At 60.0% G+C, this 23224-nt stretch carries 18 protein-coding genes and 3 pseudogenes; 4 read left to right on the forward strand and 17 right to left on the reverse strand.

Annotation, left to right across the window (positions count from 1 at the left end; all coding sequences use genetic code 11):
• Window positions 1–535: 535 nt before the first annotated feature.
• Together P3T40_RS23105 and P3T40_RS23110 are read right to left on the reverse strand one after the other, a co-directional pair.
• Window positions 536–2437, reverse strand: a pseudogene (locus P3T40_RS23105) (bifunctional transcriptional regulator/glucokinase); the annotation flags it as partial.
• Window positions 2415–2622: pseudogene (locus P3T40_RS23110) on the reverse strand (6-phosphogluconolactonase); the annotation flags it as partial. The pseudogenes P3T40_RS23105 and P3T40_RS23110, both read right to left, overlap by 23 nt.
• A 175-nt stretch (window positions 2623–2797) precedes the next feature.
• Here P3T40_RS23110 and P3T40_RS23115 point away from each other — a divergent pair.
• The 3 genes and pseudogenes from P3T40_RS23115 to P3T40_RS23125 form a co-directional block, all read left to right on the forward strand.
• Window positions 2798–3086 (forward strand): annotated as a pseudogene (locus P3T40_RS23115) (IS3 family transposase); the annotation flags it as partial.
• Between the two features lie 1042 nt (window positions 3087–4128).
• Window positions 4129–5244, forward strand: a complete 1116-nt coding sequence (locus P3T40_RS23120) for a porin (RefSeq protein WP_429270031.1) — start codon at window positions 4129–4131, stop codon at window positions 5242–5244.
• A 65-nt stretch (window positions 5245–5309) separates the two neighbouring features.
• On the forward strand, window positions 5310–5660 hold the full coding sequence (locus P3T40_RS23125) for a BON domain-containing protein (protein ID WP_429270032.1): 351 nt from the start codon (window positions 5310–5312) through the stop codon (window positions 5658–5660).
• An 87-nt stretch (window positions 5661–5747) separates the two neighbouring features.
• Here P3T40_RS23125 and P3T40_RS23130 read toward each other — a convergent pair whose 3' ends face one another.
• The 15 genes from P3T40_RS23130 to P3T40_RS23200 all read right to left on the reverse strand — a co-directional run bounded on the left by P3T40_RS23130 (window position 5748) and on the right by P3T40_RS23200 (window position 22318).
• Complete coding sequence (locus tag P3T40_RS23130) at window positions 5748–6116, reverse strand: DUF2784 domain-containing protein (RefSeq protein ID WP_429270033.1); 369 nt, start codon at window positions 6114–6116, stop codon at window positions 5748–5750.
• A gap of 42 nt (window positions 6117–6158) precedes the next feature.
• On the reverse strand, window positions 6159–6359 hold the full coding sequence (locus P3T40_RS23135; protein ID WP_429270034.1) for a DUF2905 domain-containing protein: 201 nt from the start codon (window positions 6357–6359) through the stop codon (window positions 6159–6161).
• 172 nt (window positions 6360–6531) lie between these two features.
• A complete protein-coding gene (dalD, locus tag P3T40_RS23140; RefSeq protein ID WP_429270035.1) occupies window positions 6532–7959 on the reverse strand; it encodes a D-arabinitol 4-dehydrogenase in 1428 nt (475 codons plus the stop codon).
• A 50-nt stretch (window positions 7960–8009) separates the two neighbouring features.
• Window positions 8010–9035: an ABC transporter permease subunit gene (locus tag P3T40_RS23145; RefSeq protein ID WP_429270036.1), complete on the reverse strand. Its 1026-nt coding sequence runs from the start codon at window positions 9033–9035 to the stop codon at window positions 8010–8012.
• A gap of 52 nt (window positions 9036–9087) precedes the next feature.
• A complete protein-coding gene (locus P3T40_RS23150; protein WP_429270037.1) occupies window positions 9088–10626 on the reverse strand; it encodes a sugar ABC transporter ATP-binding protein in 1539 nt (512 codons plus the stop codon).
• Window positions 10627–10636: 10 nt separating this feature from the next.
• Window positions 10637–12148 carry a mannitol dehydrogenase family protein gene (locus P3T40_RS23155; RefSeq protein WP_429270038.1) on the reverse strand — a complete coding sequence of 504 codons (1512 nt, stop codon included), beginning with the start codon at window positions 12146–12148 and terminating at the stop codon, window positions 10637–10639.
• 37 nt (window positions 12149–12185) lie between these two features.
• Window positions 12186–13145: an ABC transporter substrate-binding protein gene (locus P3T40_RS23160; protein ID WP_429270039.1), complete on the reverse strand. Its 960-nt coding sequence runs from the start codon at window positions 13143–13145 to the stop codon at window positions 12186–12188.
• Window positions 13146–13361: 216 nt separating this feature from the next.
• Window positions 13362–14453 carry a LacI family DNA-binding transcriptional regulator gene (locus tag P3T40_RS23165; protein WP_429270040.1) on the reverse strand — a complete coding sequence of 364 codons (1092 nt, stop codon included), beginning with the start codon at window positions 14451–14453 and terminating at the stop codon, window positions 13362–13364.
• 165 nt (window positions 14454–14618) lie between these two features.
• A complete protein-coding gene (locus P3T40_RS23170) occupies window positions 14619–15575 on the reverse strand; it encodes an ABC transporter permease (RefSeq protein WP_429270041.1) in 957 nt (318 codons plus the stop codon).
• Window positions 15572–16579, reverse strand: coding sequence for an ABC transporter permease (locus tag P3T40_RS23175; RefSeq protein WP_429270042.1), 1008 nt, complete (start codon window positions 16577–16579; stop codon window positions 15572–15574). The genes P3T40_RS23170 and P3T40_RS23175 overlap by 4 nt, the downstream gene beginning before the upstream one ends.
• Window positions 16576–18135, reverse strand: a complete 1560-nt coding sequence (locus P3T40_RS23180) for a sugar ABC transporter ATP-binding protein (protein ID WP_429270043.1) — start codon at window positions 18133–18135, stop codon at window positions 16576–16578. Before P3T40_RS23180 ends, P3T40_RS23175 begins: the two co-directional genes overlap by 4 nt.
• 10 nt (window positions 18136–18145) lie before the next feature.
• Window positions 18146–19165, reverse strand: a complete 1020-nt coding sequence (locus tag P3T40_RS23185) for an ABC transporter substrate-binding protein (RefSeq protein ID WP_429270044.1) — start codon at window positions 19163–19165, stop codon at window positions 18146–18148.
• A 39-nt stretch (window positions 19166–19204) separates the two neighbouring features.
• Complete coding sequence (locus P3T40_RS23190) at window positions 19205–20542, reverse strand: amidohydrolase family protein (protein ID WP_429270045.1); 1338 nt, start codon at window positions 20540–20542, stop codon at window positions 19205–19207.
• Window positions 20543–20653: 111 nt separating this feature from the next.
• Window positions 20654–21439, reverse strand: a complete 786-nt coding sequence (locus P3T40_RS23195) for an alpha/beta fold hydrolase (protein WP_429270046.1) — start codon at window positions 21437–21439, stop codon at window positions 20654–20656.
• On the reverse strand, window positions 21440–22318 hold the full coding sequence (locus P3T40_RS23200) for a fumarylacetoacetate hydrolase family protein (RefSeq protein ID WP_429270047.1): 879 nt from the start codon (window positions 22316–22318) through the stop codon (window positions 21440–21442). It abuts the gene before it with no gap.
• A 137-nt stretch (window positions 22319–22455) separates the two neighbouring features.
• Between P3T40_RS23200 and P3T40_RS23205 the strand changes: the two genes are divergently transcribed.
• Complete coding sequence (locus tag P3T40_RS23205) at window positions 22456–23169, forward strand: FadR/GntR family transcriptional regulator (RefSeq protein ID WP_429270048.1); 714 nt, start codon at window positions 22456–22458, stop codon at window positions 23167–23169.
• Window positions 23170–23224: the final 55 nt, after the last annotated feature.

A 23224-nucleotide genomic window follows, 5' to 3' on the forward strand; every position in this document is an offset into this window, starting at 1 on the left:
CCTCCGTTACAGCAGCGTCGAAACGAGTGTATACCCCTACTATTAGATTTTTATGTTAATAACTTGAATTTACTTTTCTACGGGGAACAACAATCTTGGGAAGGCGCCCGGACGGGGGTTTCATTGGGGCGCAATCGCCTGGCTTCGGCATCGGCATAGAGCGGCGGCTGGCAAGCACCGCATACCCTGCGTGCGACTCGCCGGAGTCGAACCGGAGTTCGAACGTATGCTTGTGTTTGGGCGTTCGTAGGACTCAAAGCCGACCGGGGAACCGCTAAGAAGCTGAGCGACCAATGGGACGCGTGGGTCGTCGAGACCAACGGTCAAGACAACCCTTGGGATGAACTGGCAAAGATTGCGAACTCGCAACGTGACCACAACCGGGATGTAGGCTTCCGTTGCGCCATAGCCAGTACGGCGAGCGGGCGACACAAATATTGATTCTGGGAGTTCCCGAACCCCTAATTCATGCCCGTTCCAGCCCTACGTCTGGGGTCACGCCATTCGGCAAGACCAACTTCTTACGGGAGCCCGTAGCGCAAGCAGCCGCCCCATGACTAAGCCAATCGAGCGCAGCAGTGGCGTCATCATCCGCGCCACCGCGCACTCTGGCGACAGCCTCAGCCACATCCTCGCCAGGCGCAGCGCGCCGAATAGCCACGCCAACAGCAAGAATATCAATCATGACCAGATGCAAGATCCGCGAAATCATGGAAAGCTGCGACTCACGAATCTCAATACGATCCTTCTCCAGCGCCACAGTAGCGCGTTTAGCCAACGGCGTATTGCTAGACGTAATGGCAATCACCTGCGCCCCTGCCTGCATCGCCACGTCCAGCACACGCAGCAACTCCGGCGCACGCCCTGACCTCGACACCGCAACAATCACATCGCCCTTGCCAAGCAGCGCCGCAGACGCGGCCTGCATGTACGGGTCGCCATAAGCAATCGTAGGGATTCCAAAACGGAAGAACTTGTAGTGCGCATCCTGCACGATGATGTTCGAATTGCCGAGCCCGTAGAACTCAATCCGACGCGCGCAGCTCAACAGTTCGATCGCCCGCTCGACATGCTCGAAGTTCAAATGCTCACGCAATTGCACAATCGCCGAGATCGTGTTGTCCAGAACCTTCGCGCCGAAGTCCGTCGCCGTGTCGCTCAGGTGCACCTGGCTGTGACTCACCGGAATCATCCCGGTCAATCCGGTCGCCAGCTTCAGCTTGAAATCGGACAATCGCGGGCAGCCCAGTGAGCGGCAGAAACGGATCACCGTCGACGTGCCTACGTCGGCCCTGCGTGCAATGTCGACGATCGGATCGTTGATGATCAATCGCGGATGATTCAACGCCAGATCCGCCACGCGCCGCTCTGCCGACGACAACGCGTCACGCATCTGGCGGATGCGCTCGAACACCGCCGTCGAATTCCCGCCCGCGCGATTCGACAACTGTTCCGCCAGAAACGCCGAGACGCCGAGGAGCGCCGGACACTCAGCGGTGATCACGTAGGTCGGCACGTTCTGCAGATACGCCTCGAAGCGGCCCTTCGCCTCAAAGCGCTCACGGAACGACGAACGCGCAAAGAACCCGGCCAGCCGCGGCACCACGCCGCCGCCAATGTAGATGCCCCCCAGCGCACCCAGCGTCACCGCAATGTTGCCGGCGAAGGTGCCCAGGATGCCGCAGAACACATCAACCGATTCCACCGCCAGCGGCTCGCCTTCGAGCGCGCGCTTGACCACGTCGGAGCTGTCGAAGGTTACGCGTTTCTTGTCGCGTGCTGCCAGCGCCCGATAAATTACTTCGATGCCTGCGCCCGCTGACACGCGCTCAAACGATACATGCGACCACTGGTTGCGCGCATATTGCAGCACTATATCTTCGCGCTCATTGGCCGGTGCGAAGGTGGTGTGCCCGCCTTCACTGTCCAGCGCAATCCAGCGGTCGGCGGCGGGAATCAGGCCGCAGACGCGGAGACCCGTGCCGGGGCTCAGCAGCCCGATCACGCTATTCGGCCGCCGTGCGCCGCCGCCCACCTGCACGCGTTGCGAATCCGTCAGGCCCGGCAATGCCATCGCCAGCGCCGTGAAGTCGTTGACGACCAGCAACGTGCCGAAACCCAACGCGCGGCGCGTCGCTTCGATCGAAAAGGTCCAGTCGTGGTCGGTCATGCTGACCTGGTCGCCGTCGACCGGGTTCGCAATCGCAATCGCCGCGTGGTTCACGCGGCCAATCTTCATGTCTTGCAGGTACTTTCTGATGACTTCGGCGATCCCCGGATAGTCGGCGCAGGGATATTCCTGCACCTGAAAAATCTCTCCCGGTCCTGCCTCCAGCGCAAAGCGCGCGTTGGCGCCGCCGATGTCGGCTAGCAGCCTCGGTCCGTCGGCGTGCCGGCCCGCACCTGGGACAGCGTTACTTTTCACACCAGTAGACATCGAGTCTCACTCCCTTGTCGTTTGCCAACTGTGAGATGGCATTTTTTTTGGCGCAGCGGCGGCGTTCAGCACGCCCAGCTTGCGCGGTCCTGCAATCAACAGAAATAGATGCTCATTTCCTTCAGCGCGGACATCGACCAGTTCACGCGCGCATGCGGCGCCGCGCCGGGATGCACGGCCACGAAACTGAACCGCCCGACTTTGGTGGAGGCTTGAACTCTTGAACGCGATGAAGTTGATAGCGTCGAGCGCGAGGGCGAAACCACGTCGGACGCGATCGCCTCAAGGCACTGGAACGCGAGGTCAGGGCGTTGTGTCATGCCAGTGACATCCCGAAGCTGGCGAGCGCATATTGGCGACAGCGAACGGCTGGCTCAAGCAGGCATCGAGCAGTCGGTCGGCAGCCGGAGAGGCAGCTACGACAACACGCTGACTGAAACGATCAACGGCCTGTACAAGGCGGAACTGATTCATCGTCGTGCGCCGTGAAAAAACCGTGGGTCGGTCGAACTGGCGGCGCTGGGACAGGTGGCCCGGTTCAACTGTCATCGGCCGTGGAACCGCTCGGCTATATCCCGCCTGCGGAAGCTGGGGCCAACACTACTATCAGCAACTCAGAAATATCTCTGCTATGCCGACATCGACTTAAACCTATCAGCCTCCACGATTACCGGGGGCGGTTTAACTGAAATACTCTATTTCAGTTTATGTATGCAGATGTCGCTTTTGGCCCGGTCATGAAAGAACGGCACAAATTCATGAAACGCGACTCGCAATGTGTATCGCGACGCATCGATGCGCATGCTACAACAGGTCGACCATTACTTATATTACCGGTCTGTTGCATGACTTTACCTGTCCGCGTGCAATCGTTCCTCGTCGCGCGAACTTTTGCGTAAAACATATAGAACCAAATTATTTTTCTATAGATTTTTACCGATAATCATAACAATCATTGGCGTCGCGCTTCGCGAGCCGCGTCCCCTTTCCACACAGAACCCCAACCCCTTTGTGTGCCGCGCATCCAGCCTGATTGCCGTCGAACGGCACACTCTAGGCTGCATTGAACTGCGACCCAAAACGCGTTTAAGGGTATAGCGACGCTCTCAATATGACTATTAGAAAATCCGAACATTTCTTATATTACTTATTTGTTACGGTATTTTACCTTGCCATGCATTACTGCCGTTATCCGCATAAGTATCGGCATTGATAGCTTACCAGCCACATAAATCCCTTGTTAAATGTTTATTAAGGCGCTCTACTCTCATCGATTTAGAGTGTCAATAGTGGCAATCCTTGCCACTACACCCAAAAAACTATAATTCCCTTGTTATACGAGGTTCTAACACTTCTCGACGATCTGCTTACACAGATCGATATGGCAATTTCGCCACACTAGTCCCGCTGATATCGATTTTTTATCTGTCTCTCGGGTATTCTTGACAGGTCAGTAGGCAAAGTACGAAAAGAAAGTTATTTGAAAGTAGTTTGACTACGCAACCACGAGAAGCGGCCGACGAGTGAGCCAACGTGACACAAAGATAGCCTCAGGCTACATGGTCATGACAACACATCCCGGTCGGTCTGACCGCCTCCCTGGTATGAGATGTCTGTTCCGGCGCCTCCGGCGCCCGAACACCATTAGCAGTACTTCTTGTTTTTTCTTTTGATAGGGTATGGAGGAGACGATGAAAAAAGCTTTACTCGCCGCTGCGTTGATGTCGGCTGGCGTCATTGCTCACGCTCAAAGCAGCGTGACGCTGTTCGGCCGCCTGGATGCGGGCGTTGAATACATGAGCGGAATACCTAGCACGACAGGCGGAGGCTCGACATCTCGCGTCAAACTGGAAAGCGGTGACTGGGGTACCAGCCTCTGGGGTATGAAGGGCGTGGAAGACCTGGGCGGTGGCTTGTCGGCCGTGTTCCATTTGGAAGGTTCTTTCAGCACAGCGTCGGGTGCCCTACCCGGCGGTGGCGAACTCTTCAATCGTTATGCATTGGTTGGGCTCTCGGACGCCTCGGTCGGTACCCTGACCTTGGGTCGCGAGCTGACCCTTGATGGCGAGGACCTGTGGGCATATGATCCGTTCGCCCAGTCCTCGTGGTCGTCGGCGTCACTCGTACGTGGCCGCAACTGGCAGGCTTCGAGCAACAACATCAATTTCGACTCGCAAACGTTCGGCGGCTTCGCAGCGCGCGTCCAGTACTCACTCGGTAACCAGACGAACTTTAACGAAGGCGCTACGGGCAACGGCGGTCAACTGAACAATGAAGGCCGTTCGGACGCTGTAGAAATCAAGTACAACAACAGTTATGTCCAGCTTCGCGGTGTCTATGACGAAGTTCGCAATGTGAACGGCGGCCTTGGCGACACAACGAACGGTGTGTGGGGTTCCTCACGCGAATATATGGCTGGTGGCAACCTGATCCTGGGGCCATTCACGCTGAACGCCATGTATGACGGGTTGCGTAGCTCGGGGGTGACCGGCGCCCCGGTTGGCATTCCGACGACAGCAAATCAAGAATACGGCGGTGTGACGTGGCATGCTACGCCGGCCGCACAGTTGATTGCCGCCGTGTACCACGTCAATGCGAACAACGGCGCGGGTAACGCAACCATGTACACGATTGGCGGTTCGTATAATCTCTCCAAGCGCACTCTGCTTGACATCCAGGTCGCTAGCGTGCGCAACAGCAATAACGCTGACTTCAGCCTTGAAGCCAACCTCCCGGGCAATGCGGACAACCCGCTTCCGGGCCACAGCCAGACCGGCGTGTACGCAGGTATTGAACACTCGTTCTGATCGAACAGTGTCGATATGAGACTTGAGAAGAACAGTGACGAACCATGACATCAGGAGATAGGTAAATGAAAGCATTCCAGGCAATCAAGGCCATCAGTGGCGCGCTTATCGTACTGGCATCTCTTAACGCCTATGCGCAAAGCAGCGATGCGACAACTGCACCCGCCATGACAGCTGCCCCAAGCGCCAAGTCGACCAAGGCCGCGAACCGCGCGCTGCAACGCAAGGTGCTTAAGGCATTGGCCAGAGCGAAGGGCTTGACCGCTGACAACATCACAGTCCGTGCACGCGACGGTGCGGTGACCTTGGAAGGTCGCGTGTCTGACCAAGGGCAAAGTGACATCGCTACGCAAACCGCTCAAGGAGTAGCGGGCGTGACGTCAGTGAAGAATGCACTGGAGATCCGCGCCCAGTAGGCTCGTCAGACCGGGCACAATCCTGCACGACAGAGGGTTGTGCCCGCTTCAACTTCAATCCGGTTAAACGGTCTCCGTGCGGACGCCTCACGGACGCGGCGGGATGCGAAACCACGTGACCGCCACGACCAGCAGGAACACCGCGTAGCCCATCGCGAATACCCAGCCCGGCAAGTTGTAGTACAGCCAGTAGCTTACCCAGCGCTGCACGAAGCCCTGCGGGCTGACGCTTCCGTTACGAAGCCAGTCCTCCAGGACCGTCAGCGGGCACGGTACATCAAGAACAGCGAGAATCGCGACGACGCCTATCGCTGTGAGGTGCGCGATCCGGAACACGCGACTGCGGACTTCGTCGCGTTTCAACCATGCGCCTGTCCAGATAGCGATTAACCCGCCGACGATAAACAGTACGATCAGCGCGTGCAACACAAGAACGGTATTGGCCAGCCAGTTCATGATACGGGCGCCCGGTTCGATCGATTTCAGAGTCCTTACTTCTCAACGCCCCAAGAACCACAACAGCGCGGATACCACGACCGAAATCACGATGCACGTGACGATCGGAAAGTGGAAATTGAATCCGTCGCGGACAATCTGAATGTCGCCAGGCAACCGGCCGAACGGGATGCGCGCGAGCCAGTGCCACCCGAGGCCGGCAAGAATGCACAGTATGCCAACAACGATCAGGAAACGGTTCATGGGGCGCAGTCACTCTCGATAGCCGATGGGGCCATCATAGGCCCACGGAAGCGGTTCAACGACATCTTCCGGCCAACAAGCACCGTCGCGCGCAAGCAGGATCGTTGGAGGCGTAGCTGTCGGTCGCTGCTCGAGCTGCAGCGGCTCATGCACGGTATGGCGAGCCGGTTCGTTAGTTGACTCGTCGCGATGTGTCCAGCCTCGACGCGAGCCACCGATTCACCGTGCCGTAGGCGTTGCGTACCGCATCTATGAGCCGGGCGTCGGACGTCAGTCCGCCCCACACGCGGCGATCCGAACAGAACGCCGCGATCGGGTCTTCCGCTGCCAGCATGGCGCGGATCGCGGCGGTATCCTGAAGACTGTCCCGATAGTCGATGTGCAGCTTGCCGTCGACCCAGCGCGTCAAAAAAGCCAGGAATAGAGCGGGCAATATTGCGGTCGGCGCAGGCACCTCGTCGCGCGCGAAGCTGTCGCGCAGCGTCGGGACGACGAAGCCCGACAGCTTCGTGAATCCGTCCGCCGCGACGCGTTCGTTCGTGTCCCGGATATGCGGATTGCTGAAACGGTCGAGCACGATATCGCGATATCGTTGAAGATCGATCGGACTGGGAAGCAGACTCGGTATGACGTCCTGGGTGATGTAATCGTGGGCGAATCGTGCAATCTCCGCGTCGCGTGCTCCTTCGTGGATATATTCGAATCCGGCTAGCGTACCGGCCCAGGCAACGCAGCTATGAGTGGCATTCAGCACGCGGATTTTCGCTTCCTCGTAGGGGAGTACGGAGTCGACGATTTCTGCGCCGACTTTCTCCCAGGCCGGTCGCTCCGCAATGAAATGATCCTGGATCACCCATTGGGCGAAGGACTCGCTCATCACTGGGCAGCGGTCATCGAAACCCGTGGCGGCGAGAACTCGCATGCAAGTGTCGGGAGTTGGACGCGGCGTGATCCGGTCGACCATGGCACCCGGCGTGGTCGTATGGGTCTCCACCCACTGTTTGAGCGCAGCGAGATCGCGGCGCGTGAGAAATTCGGCGAAGCCGGCGCGGAATCTCTCTCCGTTGTGGCGCAGATTGTCGCAGCATTGCAGTGTGACGGGCCCTCCGCCCGCTCGACGCCGCGCTTCGAGGATCGAAGCGAGAACGCCGTAAATGGTCGTACACCCACCGTCGAGATCGGCCACGACGTCCGGGTGAGAGACGTCGAGTTTGTCGTGATTGTCGAGGTAGTACCCGCTTTCGGTGACCGTGAAGGAGATGATTCGACACGCGCGCGACGAACCGCATTCGATCAGCGACGCATGATCCGGCGACCACGGCAGCACTTGCTGAATGGAACTGATGGACTCGTACTCCCGTACACCATCCGGTGAAAAGGTCTCGAGTGTATAGGTTCCATTCTGTGCCGCGAGCGCTTCGTGCGTTGGGTTCATGTCGTTTCGGATGTTGCCTGCTGTGATCGACCACGCCCGGTCGCAGCTGTCTCCGCTTTCGCGCAGTCTGTGCAAATACCACGCCTGATGCGCGCGGTGAAACGAGCCTGTACCGATATGCAGGATGATCCGTTCGTCATCAACGGGTTGGGTCAGTGGCGTCATAAAAGTTCGCTACCAGCTTGGTGAATGAATGGAGTCCTGGATCGCGTGCCTCACGTCCGCGCACTTGCGGAACCACGAAGATGGTCAAGCGCAACCGCGCCGATGATCACGAGGCCCTTGATGACGAACTGCCAGGTATCTGAGACACCAATCAGGATCAGACCGTTGGACAATACGGCGATGATCAGCGCTCCGATCAGCGTGCCCCAGATCGAACCGATCCCGCCCACGAAACTGGTGCCACCGAGGATGACCGCAGCAATGGCATCAAGCTCATAGGAAAAGCCAAGTTGCATCCCATTCGCCGCGTAGAGACGGGCGGCAGAGAGAGCCCCGCCTAGCCCGGCGAGCAGGCCCGAGATCGCATACACGAACAGCGTGATGGCCCAGACCTTGATGCCGGCGAGGCGCGAGGCCTCGGCATTGCCGCCGATGGCGTAGATTCGTAGCCCGAGCACGGTCCGGCGCAGGATCAACCAGGAGATCACCACCGTGGCGAGAGCAATGATCACGAGCCAGGGTACCCCGAGCACGTTGCCGTTGCCGAGGAAGGCAAAGGGCAAGCTCGAATTGAAGATGGTGTTGTCGTGGCCAAACAGGCGAGCGAGACCCCGCACGGAGGTCATCGTGCCGAGGGTGACGATGAAAGGCGGCAGGCGCAGAAATGCGATCAGTGAGCCATTGACCAATCCGAACACCGCGCCGGCCACCAGCGCCACGACCAGTCCCAGCATGCCCCAGCCTGGAATCAACGACGCGATCAGCGCCAGCATGGCGGAAGCGGCCAGCACAGAACCGACTGAGAGATCAATGCCGCCAGTGAGGATCACGAACGTCATACCCGCGCCGAGCACGGTATTGATCGAGGCCTGCTGCGTCACGACTGACAGGTTGCTCCAGGCCATGAAGCGGCCGTTTGCCCAGGAGAGACTACCTGTCTCGGCATAGCCGGACAGCAACTGAAACAGGACGGCGATCAGCACGAGGGCTGGCAGCATGCCAAGCCCGCGCAAGGTGCCGGCGAGAGCAAGTTTGCGGCGCGTCGTCCCGGCCGCGGAGGAATTGATTGAGATCATCGAACTGTCCATCCTGTCTTGAAGTCTGAAGCGTTGTCGATGGCCGACCGCGTCACGCTGCGTCGTTGGCAGCGGCCGTGGCGATGGCCATGATGTTCCCTTGCGTAATTTCCCCGGCCCCAGCGGCCCCACCGACCTCGCCGGCAATCTGCCCCTCGCGCATCACGATGACGCGATCGCAGATACCGACGATTTCCGGCAAGTCCGACGAGATCACCGCAATGGCCACGCCATCGCGGGCCAGCCGATCAATCAGCCGGTAGATCTCGGACTTGGCGCCAATGTCGACGCCACGGGTCGGTTCGTCGAGGATCAGCACCCGGGGATTGGTCTCGAGTAAGCGCGACAGCAAGACCTTCTGCTGATTCCCGCCCGACAGGCCGCCAACGGGCGCATCTGGCGAACCGGTACGAATGCCCGTCGCCTCGATCGCCGAGGCGGCACGCTTACGTCCTTTGCCGAGATTCAGGAAGCCACAAGCTAGGGCGTCGCGGGCGATCACGCCCAGATTGATGTTCTCGGATACCGACATGTCGAGCATCAGTCCGAGCAGCTTGCGGTCTTCGGTCAGATAGGCAATGCCAGAGTCGATGGCGTCCAGCGGCGAACGGATGGTCACCTGACGGCCATCGACCGCGATCGTGCCCGACGCTTTCGGATCCGCGCCGTAGATCAGGCGAGCCAGTTCCGTGCGCCCCGCTCCGACCAGCCCGGCAATACCGAGCACCTCCCCCTTATGAATGTCGAAGGAGCATGGCCGGATGCGCTTGCCATCAGTCACATCGCGCACAGCAAGGATGAGCTGGCCGCGGCCACGATGGGCGTCGTGATCCTTCTTGTAGAAGGAAGAGAGATCGCGCCCAACCATCATGCGGACTACAGCGTCCGGCGTGATCGCATCCCGCTCCAGTGTGCCGACATAGGTACCGTCACGCAGCACAGAGACGCGGTCAGAAAGCTCATAGACCTCCTTCATGCGGTGGCTGATATAGACAATGGCAAGCCCATCCTGTTTGAGCTTGCGTACCAAGGCAAACAGCCGCTCAGTCTCGCGCTCGGACAAGGCGGTAGTGGGTTCGTCCATGATCAGCACACGTGAGCGGGCATGCACGGCACGGGCGATCTCCACCAGTTGACGCTCGGCGATCGACAGTTGCGCCACCTTGTGACGCGCGGTGAAACTGGCCCCGAGGCGCTGCAGTACATCCTCGACACCCGCAACCATGGCCGGGCGGTCAATCAAAGCGGCCCGGCTGGGCTCGCGGCCGAGATAGATGTTTTCGGCAACGGTAAGATTGGGCGCGAGCGCAAGTTCCTGGTAGATGATGGCGATTCCCAGTTGCATGGCGGCCGTCGGTCCGTCGATCGCAACCTTGCGGCCCTCGATCAGGATTTCCGAACCCTCATCCGGCACGTATGCACCGGAGAGAATCTTCATCAGCGTCGATTTACCGGCTCCGTTCTCCCCCATCAGAGCGTGAATCTCACCCAATCTCACATCGAGCGACACGCCCTTCAGCGCCTGAACTCGACCAAAGGTCTTGGAAACGTTGCGAATTTCCAGGAAAGGTTGTGTATTAGGCGTGCTCATCGGCTCTTCCCTAGACCAGTAATTCCGTTAGTGTTGCCGCAGTGCCTTGCGACGCCAGCTGCTGTGAAATGCTCTGGTAAGCAGCGAGGAAACGTGGGCTTTCCCGAAGGCGAAATCCACGAAAGACCTCGATGTCGAGCAGGGCCAAAGGATCGCCGCCTCGCAACCGTGCCCAGTCCGCGTTCCCGATGTGCGGCTCGGAAACTTCGAAGGGCACGCCTTCGTCGTCGATGCCGCCGAGGTAACGTCCAAAGCACGCGATCAGAAAGGCTTCGCGCGTGAGGTCGCAGTCGTTAGCGATCAGTTGCCCGATGGTCTTGCCGTGGAAGACCACGATTTTCGAGGCGCCGTCGTGCGCCACTCGTAACAGCTGGTCCTTGATCGCCGGGTTCGCGAATCGCTCGATGACTTTCTCCGTGAAGGCTTCGATGGAATAGCCGCTCGGTGGGTCGACCAGCCGGCGAGCGTCGAGATTCCAGAAATTGCGAAGCAGGCGCGGAATGTCAGGATGACGCATGCCTTCATCGACAAACCGCGACCCCATCAGCAAGGCGGGATAGCACATCAGCATATGAGCGGCATTGGAAAGCCTGCCCTTCACCGCGACATAGGCGGGCACCTCGTCGCTGAACACCACTCCCGCCAGTTCGAGCTCGGGCCGACCGGCGCAGAAGCGGTCTTCCACCACCCAGCTCGTATAGGTCTCGCAGGTCGCCGCCAGCCGGTCGTCGACACCGGTTGCCTTCACAAGACGTTGACGTTCGTCCTCCAGTACTTGCGGCGCAATCCGATCGACCATTGAATTTGGAAATGCTCCGTACTCCTCAATCCAATCGGCGAGACCCGGGTCTAACCTACGGGCAAAGCTCACGACGCAGCGTCGCGAGATGTCGCCGTTACGCTGGAGGTTGTCGCAAGACATCACAGTGAAAGGCGGAAGCCCGGCCCGACGACGGCGTGCCAGCGCGGCAACGATATAGCCGAACACCGTCCTCGGCGTCCCGCCCGCAAGGTCGCAGCGGATATCCGGCGTGTCGAGCCTGAACGCTCCGCTCACTTCGTCGATGTTGTAACCACCTTCGGTGATAGTGAGCGAGACGATGCGCGTGGCGCTGTCGGCAAGACGAGTGAGTACGGCCTCTGGCTCACTCGGCGCGTGCAGATACTCGATCATCGCCCCGACAATCTGCGTCCTGTGTGGCGTCACCGACGTGAGTTCAGTGACGGTATAGAGGTTGTCCTGGCGACGATAGGCTTCGGCCTTCTCCCTTGCTGCTAGTCCGTCCATCAGACCGACACCGCAGATACCCCACCCTTCATGGCCTGGATGATGCAAACAGGTTTCAACAGCAAGCCCTTGATGTACCCGGTGGAAATTGCCAACGCCAAAGTGGACGATGCCTGGTCGCAGGCGATCGCGGTCATAGGTTGGCCGGGTCACAGCGGGACCGAAGGACGATAACGTGTCACGATTGAGTTTGATCATTTGGTGGCTATTTGCGGAAGGGAACTTGTCACCCAAAGCGAAACACGCTCCCTCCATGTCTTCGTCAGGAAACTTAATCATCATGTTTGGCGTTCCAGCCCTTGTACGAACCAACGTTCTGGCGCGTCACGAGGCTGGAAGGGACGAGAATCAACTGTTTTTCCGGCTTTTTGCCGTCGATCAAGCCTAGGCCGACCTGAACCGCGACCTTCGGTATGGCATAGAAATCCTGACTCGCCGATGCCTCGATCATGGAAAAGCCAGGATCCTTCAACGCAGCCTCCATATCGGGCGAACCATCGACCGACGTGATGAAGAAGTCGCTCCGATTAACCTGTTTAGCGGCCAGCGCTGTGCCGATCGCTTGCGGATCGTTGATGGTGAAAATCGCGTCAATCTTGGGGAAGCGGGTCAGATAACCCTGAGCCACCGCCATGCCGCCGTCGCGCGAACCCTTGCCATCCAGGTCGTCAGACAGGATCTTGATACCTGGGTATTTGGAGAAAACCTGCTTGCAGCCATTGACGCGGTCGATCACGGACGAGACCTGCGGGCCATTTTCGATGATGACGTTGCCTTTGCCTTTTAGCCTGTCAGCGATGTACTGACACGAAATGCGTCCCGCCATCACGTTGTCGGTCGTCACGTTCGCATCAGCCCCGTCGGCCGCCGTATCGAAAGCGACGACAGGGATGCCGGCTGCGTGTGCCTTCTTGATGGCCGGGGCAATAGCTTTAGGGTCACCGGGGTTGAGCAGGATGAAGTCGACCCCGGCCGCGATGAAATTATCGATCTGGTTAAACTGCTTGCCGAGATCGTAGTCATAGCCAACCGTTGTGACCTGCGCCGCCGGGTTGGCCTTGTGAATCAGGCGGGTCGCTGTGTTGGACATGATGACAAAGCCGGGATTGCCCAGCGATCCAACTGAGATCCCGACAGATTTGACTTCCTTGGCTAAACACGGCTCTGCAGATAGCAGGGTAAGCGCTGCGCCGGCCAGGACAATCCCGGTTAGATGGTTCCACGTTTTCATGTCTCTCCTCCAGTGTGAGATCGATCTCATTTCAGGACGATCGATTTAGTGAGATCGATCTCATTTTTGGACATAGTTTCAGAATGCGGTGGGTCTGTCAATACGTGATCGCGAGCACAACGCCTCAATTCATCTGCTGTGCCGGGCGGTCAATACGTCGTCGAAATGGTAGTAAACGTGTTGTTAACGACGGGATAATGCTCCCGCACCGCTTAACTAACGACGCCTCTTCAGAACATTCGCGACCGACCCGCGATCGATCAACTGGGTAGCCAGTTCAATTTTTCTGGATCGGCCCTCCCCTCTGATCGCCTTGATCAGCGCAGTGGCAGCTGCGTTACCGAGCTCCGAGACCGGGCGCTTCACCACGGACATCGATGGCGCAATCGCCTTCGACCACGGCGTATCGTCGAAGCTGACGAGCGATACGTCCTTGCCAATGACGAGCCCGAGTTCGCCACAAGCCGCCAGCACGCCCAACGCCATCTCCTCATTGGTCGCGAGTATGGCGGTGACCCGTGGTTTCTGCGCCAGCAACTCGAGCGCGCCGCTGTGAGCGGCTTCAAGGGTACTGCGACTGTAGCGGATAGCCGGGTTGGCGGCGCGATGTGCCTTGATCGCTTCCAATGCGCCAGCCACGCGGTCCGTCACGGTAGAAACGACGCCTTCGGGTTGCGATGCTTCGACCCCGCCACGTGCTGCTGCCGTCGCCACCAGGAGGCCGATATGGACATGTCCACGCGCGAGAAAAAGCTCGATTGCCTCTTTCGCGCCGCCGCGATCGTCCGTATACGCTGCCGGGACGCGTAGGCCTTCCACGCGGCGATCGAGCAACACTAGCGGTTTAGCCAGCTCGCCTTTCAGAACGAAGTGGTCGTACTGGGTCGGGGAAGAAGGCACCACAATCAGCCCATCGACGCGCTTCTCGACCAGTACTCGCACGGCTTCCACCTCCTTGGCAAGGTCGTCGTCCGTGTTGAGCACCAAGGTTACGTAACCAGCCTTGGCGGCGGTGTCGATGATTGCCCCGGTGGCGTGGCTGAAAAACGAGTTGCTGATATCGGCTACCACGACCCCAATGGTTTGTGTCTTACCTGCGCGCATGGCTCGCGCCACGACATTTGCGCTGTAGTCCAGCTCGCGCGCGGCCGCCAGCACGCGCTCCCGCGTCTCGTCACCAACCAGACCATAGCCACCCAGCGCCCGCGCCGCTGTGGCGCGAGATACCTCGGCGCGCTGCGCCACGTCAATCAACCGAGCCGGCCGCTCGCTCTGACCTGTGTCCTTCTTGCCCGCCTTGCTTGCCACGTTTTGACACTCCTTGTCGTTCGAAGCGTTCGAATACTCGACACGGAGAATATCAGAAGGGTTGTCTTCAGAATCAGCGAGTGGCTACGGCCCGCGCATAGGGTGTCACAGCCGTCAATGCCGGTGCAGCTGGTGCTAGCGGAGAGAATTGTAAGGCGCATCCCGTCAAGCCAGCTTTACCCTGCGGCTCAACGACCAACCGTTCACTGCCAGAAACGCCAGCAACGTCGCGCCGAAAATGCATTGACGGCCAGCTTCGCCGATCTGCAACGCGGTCAGGAGGCTCGTCAGCACCGTGAGAAATACCGTGGCAATTGCGACAGCGACATAATCGCCACGTCCACCGCCAAGCGACACGCCGCCAATCACTGCGACGACGACACTTGTTAGCACGTAGCTTGTACCGAGCCCAAGAAAGGCCTGCCCAACATATCCCACCAGCAGCAGACCGGTGAGCGCCGCAATCGTGCCACTCGCCGTGTACGCGGCCATCCGCACGACGCGCACGCGTGTACCGGTCAACAGCGCGGCGGTCGGGTTCGCGCCAGTCGCCATCAGGCGGCGCCCCCAGGCAGAGTGGTCGAGAAACCACCACACCAACGTTCCCGCGAGCAGCCATACCAACGCGACTGTTGGCACGCCCGCCACACTACGGCCCGCAAGCGCGACGAGCGCCGGACTGGCAGCGGTGTTGACGTGCATGACCGACGTCCACACGATCAGGCCGCCATCGACGAGACTGCCCATGGCCAGCGTCATCACAAGCGGTGGGATCCGGAAGAACGTGATGCCGAAACCGTTCAGCCCGCCAATGACCGCCCCGCACAATGCTGCCGCCATGATGGCGCACAGCAGGCCGGCCGGCTCCGAGCCGATCAATGCCGCACCGACAATGCCACCCAGCGTCGCCGCGGCACCCACCGACAGATCAAGTCCCTGATTCCCGGCCATCATGACGAGGGTTTGCGAAATGCCGAATAGCCCGAGGAAGGTAGCAATTTTCAGCTGGTTTCCTAACTGGCCAAGGTTGGTAAAGCCCGGCACGGCCAACTGTCCGCCGATCATCACCAGCACGACCAGCGCCAGCAACATCAGGCGGCGTGAACCCGGTGTGGTTCTCATACGGGTCTCCTCGCGCTCACAAACGTAAAGCCAAGCGCGATGACAATTACCGCGCCCTTGAACACTTCCTGATAGTTACTCGGAATGCCGGCGAAATAGATCACGTTGCCGATCAATACGAGGACGAGCGCGCCGCAAATCGCGCCCAGCATCGAACCGCGGCCGCCGGCGAGCGAAATGCCGCCTATCACGACGGCCGCTACGGAGTTCAGCGTGTACGGCAGGCCGAGGCGGGCATCGCCGGAGGAGGTTTGCGCGGAAATGCAGACTGCTGCGCCGAATACGAAGAGCCACGCCAGAACATAGGCGATCAGCTTGATCAGACGCGTATCGATGCCCGACTTGAACACTGCATCCGCGCTGCTGCCCGTGGCGATCAGGCGGCGTCCGAAGCGATGGCGTTGCAGCACCGCCCAGATCAACACTGCAGCCAGCGGCGGGACGGCAGCGAGCGGCAGTACGCCGACGCGCATGGCAAACCAGTCGCCTAGCGCCTGAGGCACTGCGCCGCCCGGTTGTGGCATCAGCAGCAACGCGCCGCCGAACCAGATCGCGCCGGTGGCGAAGGTCGCAATCAACGCGCTTTGCCTGAAGTAGCCGACCAGCAGGCCGTTACACACGCCAGCAGCGAGTGCAGCGACGAGCGCCGCCAGACATGTGAGACCCGTGCCCCATCCCGTGAGTGCAGGAACGGATGCCAGCACGCAATTGACGAGCGAAATGCCCGCTCCCACCGACAGGTCCAGTTCACCCACCAGCACGACGACCGCTTGCGCCATGCAGATCAAGATCACGGGCGCGGCGTTTTGCAGGTTGCTCGACAGTGAGTCGGCGCTAAAAAAGTCTGGCTGCAGAAACGCGTTGCACGCCACTACGACGAGCAGCATGACGACGCTGGGCAAGGCGGTGGCGACTCGCGACCAAGCGGTATGGACGCCGCTGCGCAGGTCCCCAGCCACTCCCTTGCGCGGGTGATGCAGTCGTTCGATCATATGGGCCTTCATGCAGCGCTCCTGCCGAACAACGCGCTCGTCACACGTGCTTCGTTCATATCGCTTCCTTCCAGTTGCGCGACCACGCGGCCCTCGTACATGACGATCAGGCGATCGCAAACCGCGAGCAGTTCATCGGTATCGGATGCATAGACCACCACCGCAGCTCCCGAATCGGCAAGCGTGCCGATCGCCTCATAGATTTCCTTGCGGGCGATCACGTCGACACCTTTGGTCGGATCGCTCAACAGCAGCACCTTGACGTCGCGTTCGAGCCAGCGGCCAATCACCACCTTCTGCTGGTTGCCGCCAGAAAGCGCACTGACCGGTTGCAGCACGTCCGAAGTCTTGATGCGCAGACGCTGCACGACATCGTTCACAAAGCGTCGCATCGAAGGACGTTGCAGCCGCCATGCGTGACGTTCGAAATTCGCGCCGACCTGTGCAAGATTGAATTCGACCGAGTGATCGAGCCACAGTCCCTGACGATGCCGGTCATTTGGTACGAGGCAAACACCGGCTTCGATCATTTGACGCGGATGCCGCGGCACGAGCGGCAAACCATCGAGCGTAATTTCGCCGGCCTCCGGTTTGCGGTAGCCGGCGAGAACGTCCAGTAATTGTTCCTGGCCATGCCCTTGCAGACCTGCGACGCCCAGGATCTCACCGTGCCGCAAATCGAAGTCGACGCCGCGCAAGCGTCCACCCGAGCGTAGACCACGCACCCTCAACGCCAGGGCGCCGTCTGTGGCGGGCGCAGCGGATGTAGCGGCTACGTTGGCGGTGGCAAGCCGTTGCGGGCGCCGATTGGCACCGTCGTGCACATGCGCTGCAGCCGCGCCGCCTGCCACGCCGCCCATCCATGCGAGCACGCGCGCCTCGTCGAGCTGGCTGCCCACCTGCAGTTCGCCAGCGCGCCGTCCGTTGCACAACACCAGCACGCGATCGCACAGCGCCTCGATCTCCGCCATCCGATGCGAGATAAACACGATCGCGGTACCGCGTGCGGTCAACGCGCGAATGACGCGTATCAGGCTCTCGACCTCAGCGGCGGCAAGGGCAGCCGTCGGTTCGTCGAAGATCAAAACACGGGGCTCTATCGCCAGTGCTTTGGCAATCTCGACGAGCTGCTGATCCGCCGCATTCAGGCTGGCCGCGGGTGCCTCGATATCCCAGCCAACGCGCAAGCTCGACAGCAATTCGCCGGCCCGGCGCCGCGCGCTGGCCTGATCGAGAAAGCGCCCTGCCTTGCAGACTTCGGCACCGAGAAACACGTTCTCCCACACCGGTAGATCCGGCGCGAGCCCGGGGTGCTGGTGCGCAATCGCGATTCCCGCAGCGCGCGCAGCACGCGGCGAACCCGCGGCAAGTTCGACGCCCTCCAATGTCAGCGTGCCGTGCTCGGGCGGGTTATCGCCGGCAAGCACGCTCGATAGCGTCGACTTGCCCGAACCGTTGGCGCCGAGCAGGCCCAGAACCTCGCCGGCGTTCAGTGCCAGGCTGACGTCATCCAGTGCGATCACGCCGCCGTAGCGCTTGGTGATTCCTTGAGCGGTCAGCAAAGACATAGTCGCTCCGTCACGGGGTGAAGAGCGCGTCGAGTTGCGGCTCGCTCAACCATTGGCCGAGAAAGTAGCTGTCTGGCTTGCCGTTCATCGAGGCCAGCGTCGAGTCGAGCGTGTCGGACGTGACGGTTTTGGTGATCGGAAAGTAATAGGTGTTTTCAGGCAGGGGCTTCAGCTTATGGCCCTGCGCAAGACGCACGGCAATGCCCAGCGCCGTGCGGCTGATATCCGGCGGATTCACCTGGACGAACACCTGCATCGGGTTGCCCGCGTCGCGCTGTTTCTTCCATTCTTCGAGGAAGCCCTTTTGCGCCTCACCGGTCATAATGGCGACGCGCCGGTTCGCATTCTCAAACGCGCGCAATACACCGAGGGCCATCGCGTCCTCTGTGAAAACAGCATCGATCTGCGGTTGCGCCGCGATCACGGTGGCCATCACCGCTTGCGCCTTGGCTTCGTCCCACTCGCCATAGCCCGACCAGACCACCTTGATGCCGGGATACTTCGCAAACGTATCGAGGGCCGCTTTCTTGCGTGCCTCCGCAGCGGGATGGCCAGGAATGCCATCCAGCACGACCACGTTGCCCTTACCGTGCAATTGCTGCGCGATCCATTCGGCGTACCGTTGACCCCATTTGTAGTGGTCGACGGTGACGTTCACCGCATATTTGTTGGAGACCGCCTGATCGAACGAGACCACTGGAATCTTGCTGCGTTCGGCTTCGGAGATGACACCGTTTAGCGCGGTGGCCGAGTTGGCGTCGACCATGATTGCGCCCACTTTCTGGCGGATCATGTTGCGCATGTCCTGGATCTGCTGGCCGGTGTTCGCGCCCGACTGCTGGACCACCAGGTTGCTCACAATGCCTTTCGTCTTGTAGCTTTCAAATTGTTCCTTGGCCCCATCGACCATCTGATTGCGCCATTCGGTGCCGAAGTAACCGTTCGACAGTCCGATATCTGGCGCGGCGGCAAAGGCCGACGCGCACACGAGGCTCGCCGCGAGTGCGGCGAGCAGGGTGCCCGGTTTCATGGTGTCTCCTGATGTAGTTTTAGGTGAACAGCGCGCGAATCAATGCGTGGTGCTGTGGACAGCGCGCTCAACGCCGGCGTCGGCCGGCAGCTTCGTGCCGGCATGGACCTCGCCGCGCGGTGGCAACAGGTCGTGCGAAGTCCTGAAGATTTCGCCGTCCTTCATCACCAGCGTGATCTTCTTCGGATCTTGCAGTATGGCGAGGTCGTTGAGCGGATTGCCGTCTACCAGCAAAATGTCTGCCAGATAACCTTCGCGGATCTGCCCGAGTTCGTCGGGCCGCATCATCAGCTCGCCGCCTAGTTTGGTCGCCGAAAGAAGGACTTCCGTCGGCGTCATGCCGATATACTTCACGAAGTATTCCAGGTCACGCGCATTGGTGCCGTGAGGCATCCAGGCAAAACCGTAATCGCCGCCTGGCAAAATGCGGATGCCGCGTTTGTGCATTTTCTGCAGCGTTTCAGCGGCGGTTTCGAGTTCGCGCTTGTAGCCCATCTTCGTTGCGGTGGCTTCGCTGATGCCCCACGGTTCCGCGTGATACAGCGTGCTGATCAGCCAGCCGATGCCTGGCGCAACGAAGTGCTTCTCCTTATTGGCTTCGAGCATGTCGAGCGCTTCTTCGTCGGCGAAGCTTGCGTGAAAGACAAGCTCCAGCCCGTGTCGCACGCACTGCTTGACCGATTCGGCCGACCGTGCATGCGCTGCGACGCGCTTGCCGGCGCGCTTTGCTTCAGCAGATAGCATCGCGATCTCCTCTTCGGAGAACGGCGACGACTCGGCGGAAAGACCTGCAATGTATTCGCCGGACAGATTGATCTTCAGATGATCGACACCGTATTTGATGAACATCCGTGTCATTGCGCGCATTTCTTCGGGGCCGCTTACTACCGCTCCGAAGTTCAGCTCCCTGAACGGCATATGCGGGAGCGTGTTGTCGGCGAGGCCGCCCAGTATGGTGATCTCCTGACTGCCCGCGAGATAGCGAGGGCCAGGAAATTCGCCGGCATCCACCGCATTGCGCAACACCACATCCAGGCGCGGCTTGGCTGCCGCGGCACCCAGTGCCGACGTCCAGCCCATTTCGAGGTAACGCTTCGCGACGCGCACGCACCACAGCATGTGTTCCTCGGGCGGCATGAACTGGATGGCCGTCAGGGACGGTTGGTCATTCCATGAAAAATGCGTATGTGCTTCCGTCATACCGGGCATCAGAAACGCGCCTTTGCCGTCGATACATTGCGCCTGCGGCGCGCTGATAGGCGCACCTTCCCGGCCGACGCGCACAATCCGTTGTCCGTCTACGAGGACTTCGCCTTTGAAAGGCGCCGCGCCGCTGCCATCGAAAATCGTCACGTTGGTGAATACGACCGAGCTCATTTGTCTCCTCCAGATGGGCGGATTGCGACTGCGCGCATCTCGCCCCCAGGGTTTTGCTTCGCTAAAGCCGCATCGACGATGCGGCCGGTCTGGTTGCGCTGGTGCAACGCATCAGCGCAATGACTGGTAAAACGTCTGCAACTCCGTCTTCGACTCCGCCGGCTTTTCAAAGGTCGTCCAGTGTCCACAGCCGCTTAGCACGACCACTTTGGCGCCGGCGATCCGCTCGCCCATCGCCTTGACCGCCTCGGGCTTGCCGACGCCGTCCTGGTCGCCGGTGATGAGCAGCGTCGGGACCTTGATGTTGTCGACTTCCGCCGCCTGCGCGCCGGCCAGCGCTTCGCAGCTCTGCGCGTAGCCTTCGGGCGACTGGCGCATCACGCTCTCGCGCACAAGTGCAACGGCGACGGGCCGCTGCGCTTTGGTCTCGTCGCTGGTGGCGCCTTTGACGATGGCATCGGCAATCTCCTGCAGGCCGGCTACACCCTTTCCGCGTGCGATGGCTGCACGCTGACGGATGCCGTCGCGGCCGGCGTCGGGCGGGGCCAGTAAGGGGCCGAACAGCGCCAGGCTCTTCACAAGTTCAGGATGACGAACTGCCAGATGCTGCGCAACGATCGTACCCATCGAGTGCGCGACAACATCCGCGCGTTCGATTTTCAATTCACGTAGGGCGGACACGATCGCGTTCACATAGACATCGATGGACAGCCGCTGCGACGGCAACGGCGAACGGGCACTGCCGGGTAGGTCGATGCGGATCACCTTCTTGCCTTCGAACGCCGCGAGTACGGGTGTCCAGTTATTCGACGATCCGCCGAGACCGTGAATGCACACGACGGGCGCGCCGTCGCCTTCCGTTTCGATAATGAGACCTTGAACTTCAGTTGTTGCCATTTACGCCACCTCGTTTTCAAGGACGCCGATGCGCGGAATTTCGATCCGCACCACGTCGCCGCTTTGCAGGAATTTGGGAGGATTGAAGCCGATACCGACGCCCGCCGGCGTCCCGGTCGCAATCACGTCGCCCGGCTGCAGTTCAATGCCGGCTGATAGGGTTTCGATCAGCGTGGGGATGTCGAAAATCAACCGTTTCGAGTTCGATTCCTGACGCAGTTCGCCATTGACCCAGCAGCGTATGTCGATATTGGCGGCGTCGAATTCGTCGGCGGTGACCAGATACGGACCCATCGGACAAAAGCCGTCGAGCGACTTGCCGAGGAACCATTGCCGATGCAGCTTCTGCAGATCGCGCGCGGTCACGTCGTTGATGATCGTGTAACCGAACACGTGCTTCAGTGCGTCCGCCTTGGTGATGCCACGCCCGGCCTTGCCGATCACGACGCCGATCTCCGCTTCGTAATCGAGCTGCTGGGTCACATCAGCATGACGCGGAATCATTGCGCCTGGGCCGATTACCGCAGACGCCGGTTTCGTGAAGACAACCGGTGCTTCGGGTATGTGCTCACCGGCCTGCGCGCTCTTGTCGAAGCCCGATTTGCTGAACTCTTCAGCGTGGTCGTGGTAGTTCTTGCCCACGCAGAAGATGTTGCGGCGCGGCTGGTCGATTGGCGCAAATACCGTTGCGTCCGTCAACGGTTTGCCCGTGCCGCGCGGACGTAGCGCAGCGCTGATCGTTGAGTAATCATGTACCAATTGGATCATGTCGCCGTCAAATCCTTCGCTCAGTTCCGCCACAGGCCAGTACTGCCCGGCCTCGGCGTCAACCACAGCAACGGTTTTCACGCTCCCCAGCTGCAAATTTGCCAATTTCATGTCGAACCCTTAATCTAGTCCAGTTGGTGAGAGTTTCTGCCACTGTAGGACCAAATGCGACCAGAACCAATCAGGGTTAACCAAATAAAGATACCAATTGGTACATAAAATGGCTGTTAGATGAGCAAGGAAATAACATGGGCGACGTGGACAGACCCAAACTTCCAGTGAGAGCGGAGGGCGCACGCGCGCTCGCCAGCTACCTCGAAGACGGCATCCGGAGCGGGGCATTACGCCAGGGTGTGAAATTGCCCGCGGAGCGCGAGCTGAGCGAGGAGTTCGGTGCGTCGCGCGGCGCAGTACGGCGCGTCCTCGCGGATCTCAAAGGACGCGGACTGATTACTCAGGCGGTGGGAAGTGGAACCTTCGTGCTGCCCGGCTGGAGCGCGCCCGAGATAACCACGACGCCCGTCGAGAAGCGGGAGGTCGTTCAGACCAGTCCGGCCGAGTTGATGGAAGCGCGTTTGCTGATCGAGCCGTTGATGCCGGGGCTCATCGTTCGTTACGCCACGGCCGCGGATTTCACGCGCATGGTCGAATGTCTGGAGCGCTCGGAAGCCGCACAGAGTATTGAAGAGTTCGAACGTTGGGATGGCGAACTGCATAAGACATTCGCCCTGGCGACGCACAACAGCTTCTTTTTGCGTGTACTTGAACTGACCAACGAAGTGCGCGAGCAGGGTGAATGGGGACGTCTTAAGCGCAAGTCGTTGACCCCGGAGCGTCGTGGCGACTACGAACGCCAGCATCGTGCAATCGTCGAGGCGTTGCGTGACCGGGATGCGGAACTGGCGTGCGAGCTGCTGACCGGTCACCTCCAGCAGATTCGTCACAATCTGTTCGGCGGGTGACGCCAGCGATCAGCCCGCTACCGCAAGTGCATCCAGCGATGGACGGTCGAATGAT

Source organism: Paraburkholderia sp. EB58 (assembly GCF_050436665.1).
Taxonomy (GTDB): domain Bacteria; phylum Pseudomonadota; class Gammaproteobacteria; order Burkholderiales; family Burkholderiaceae; genus Paraburkholderia.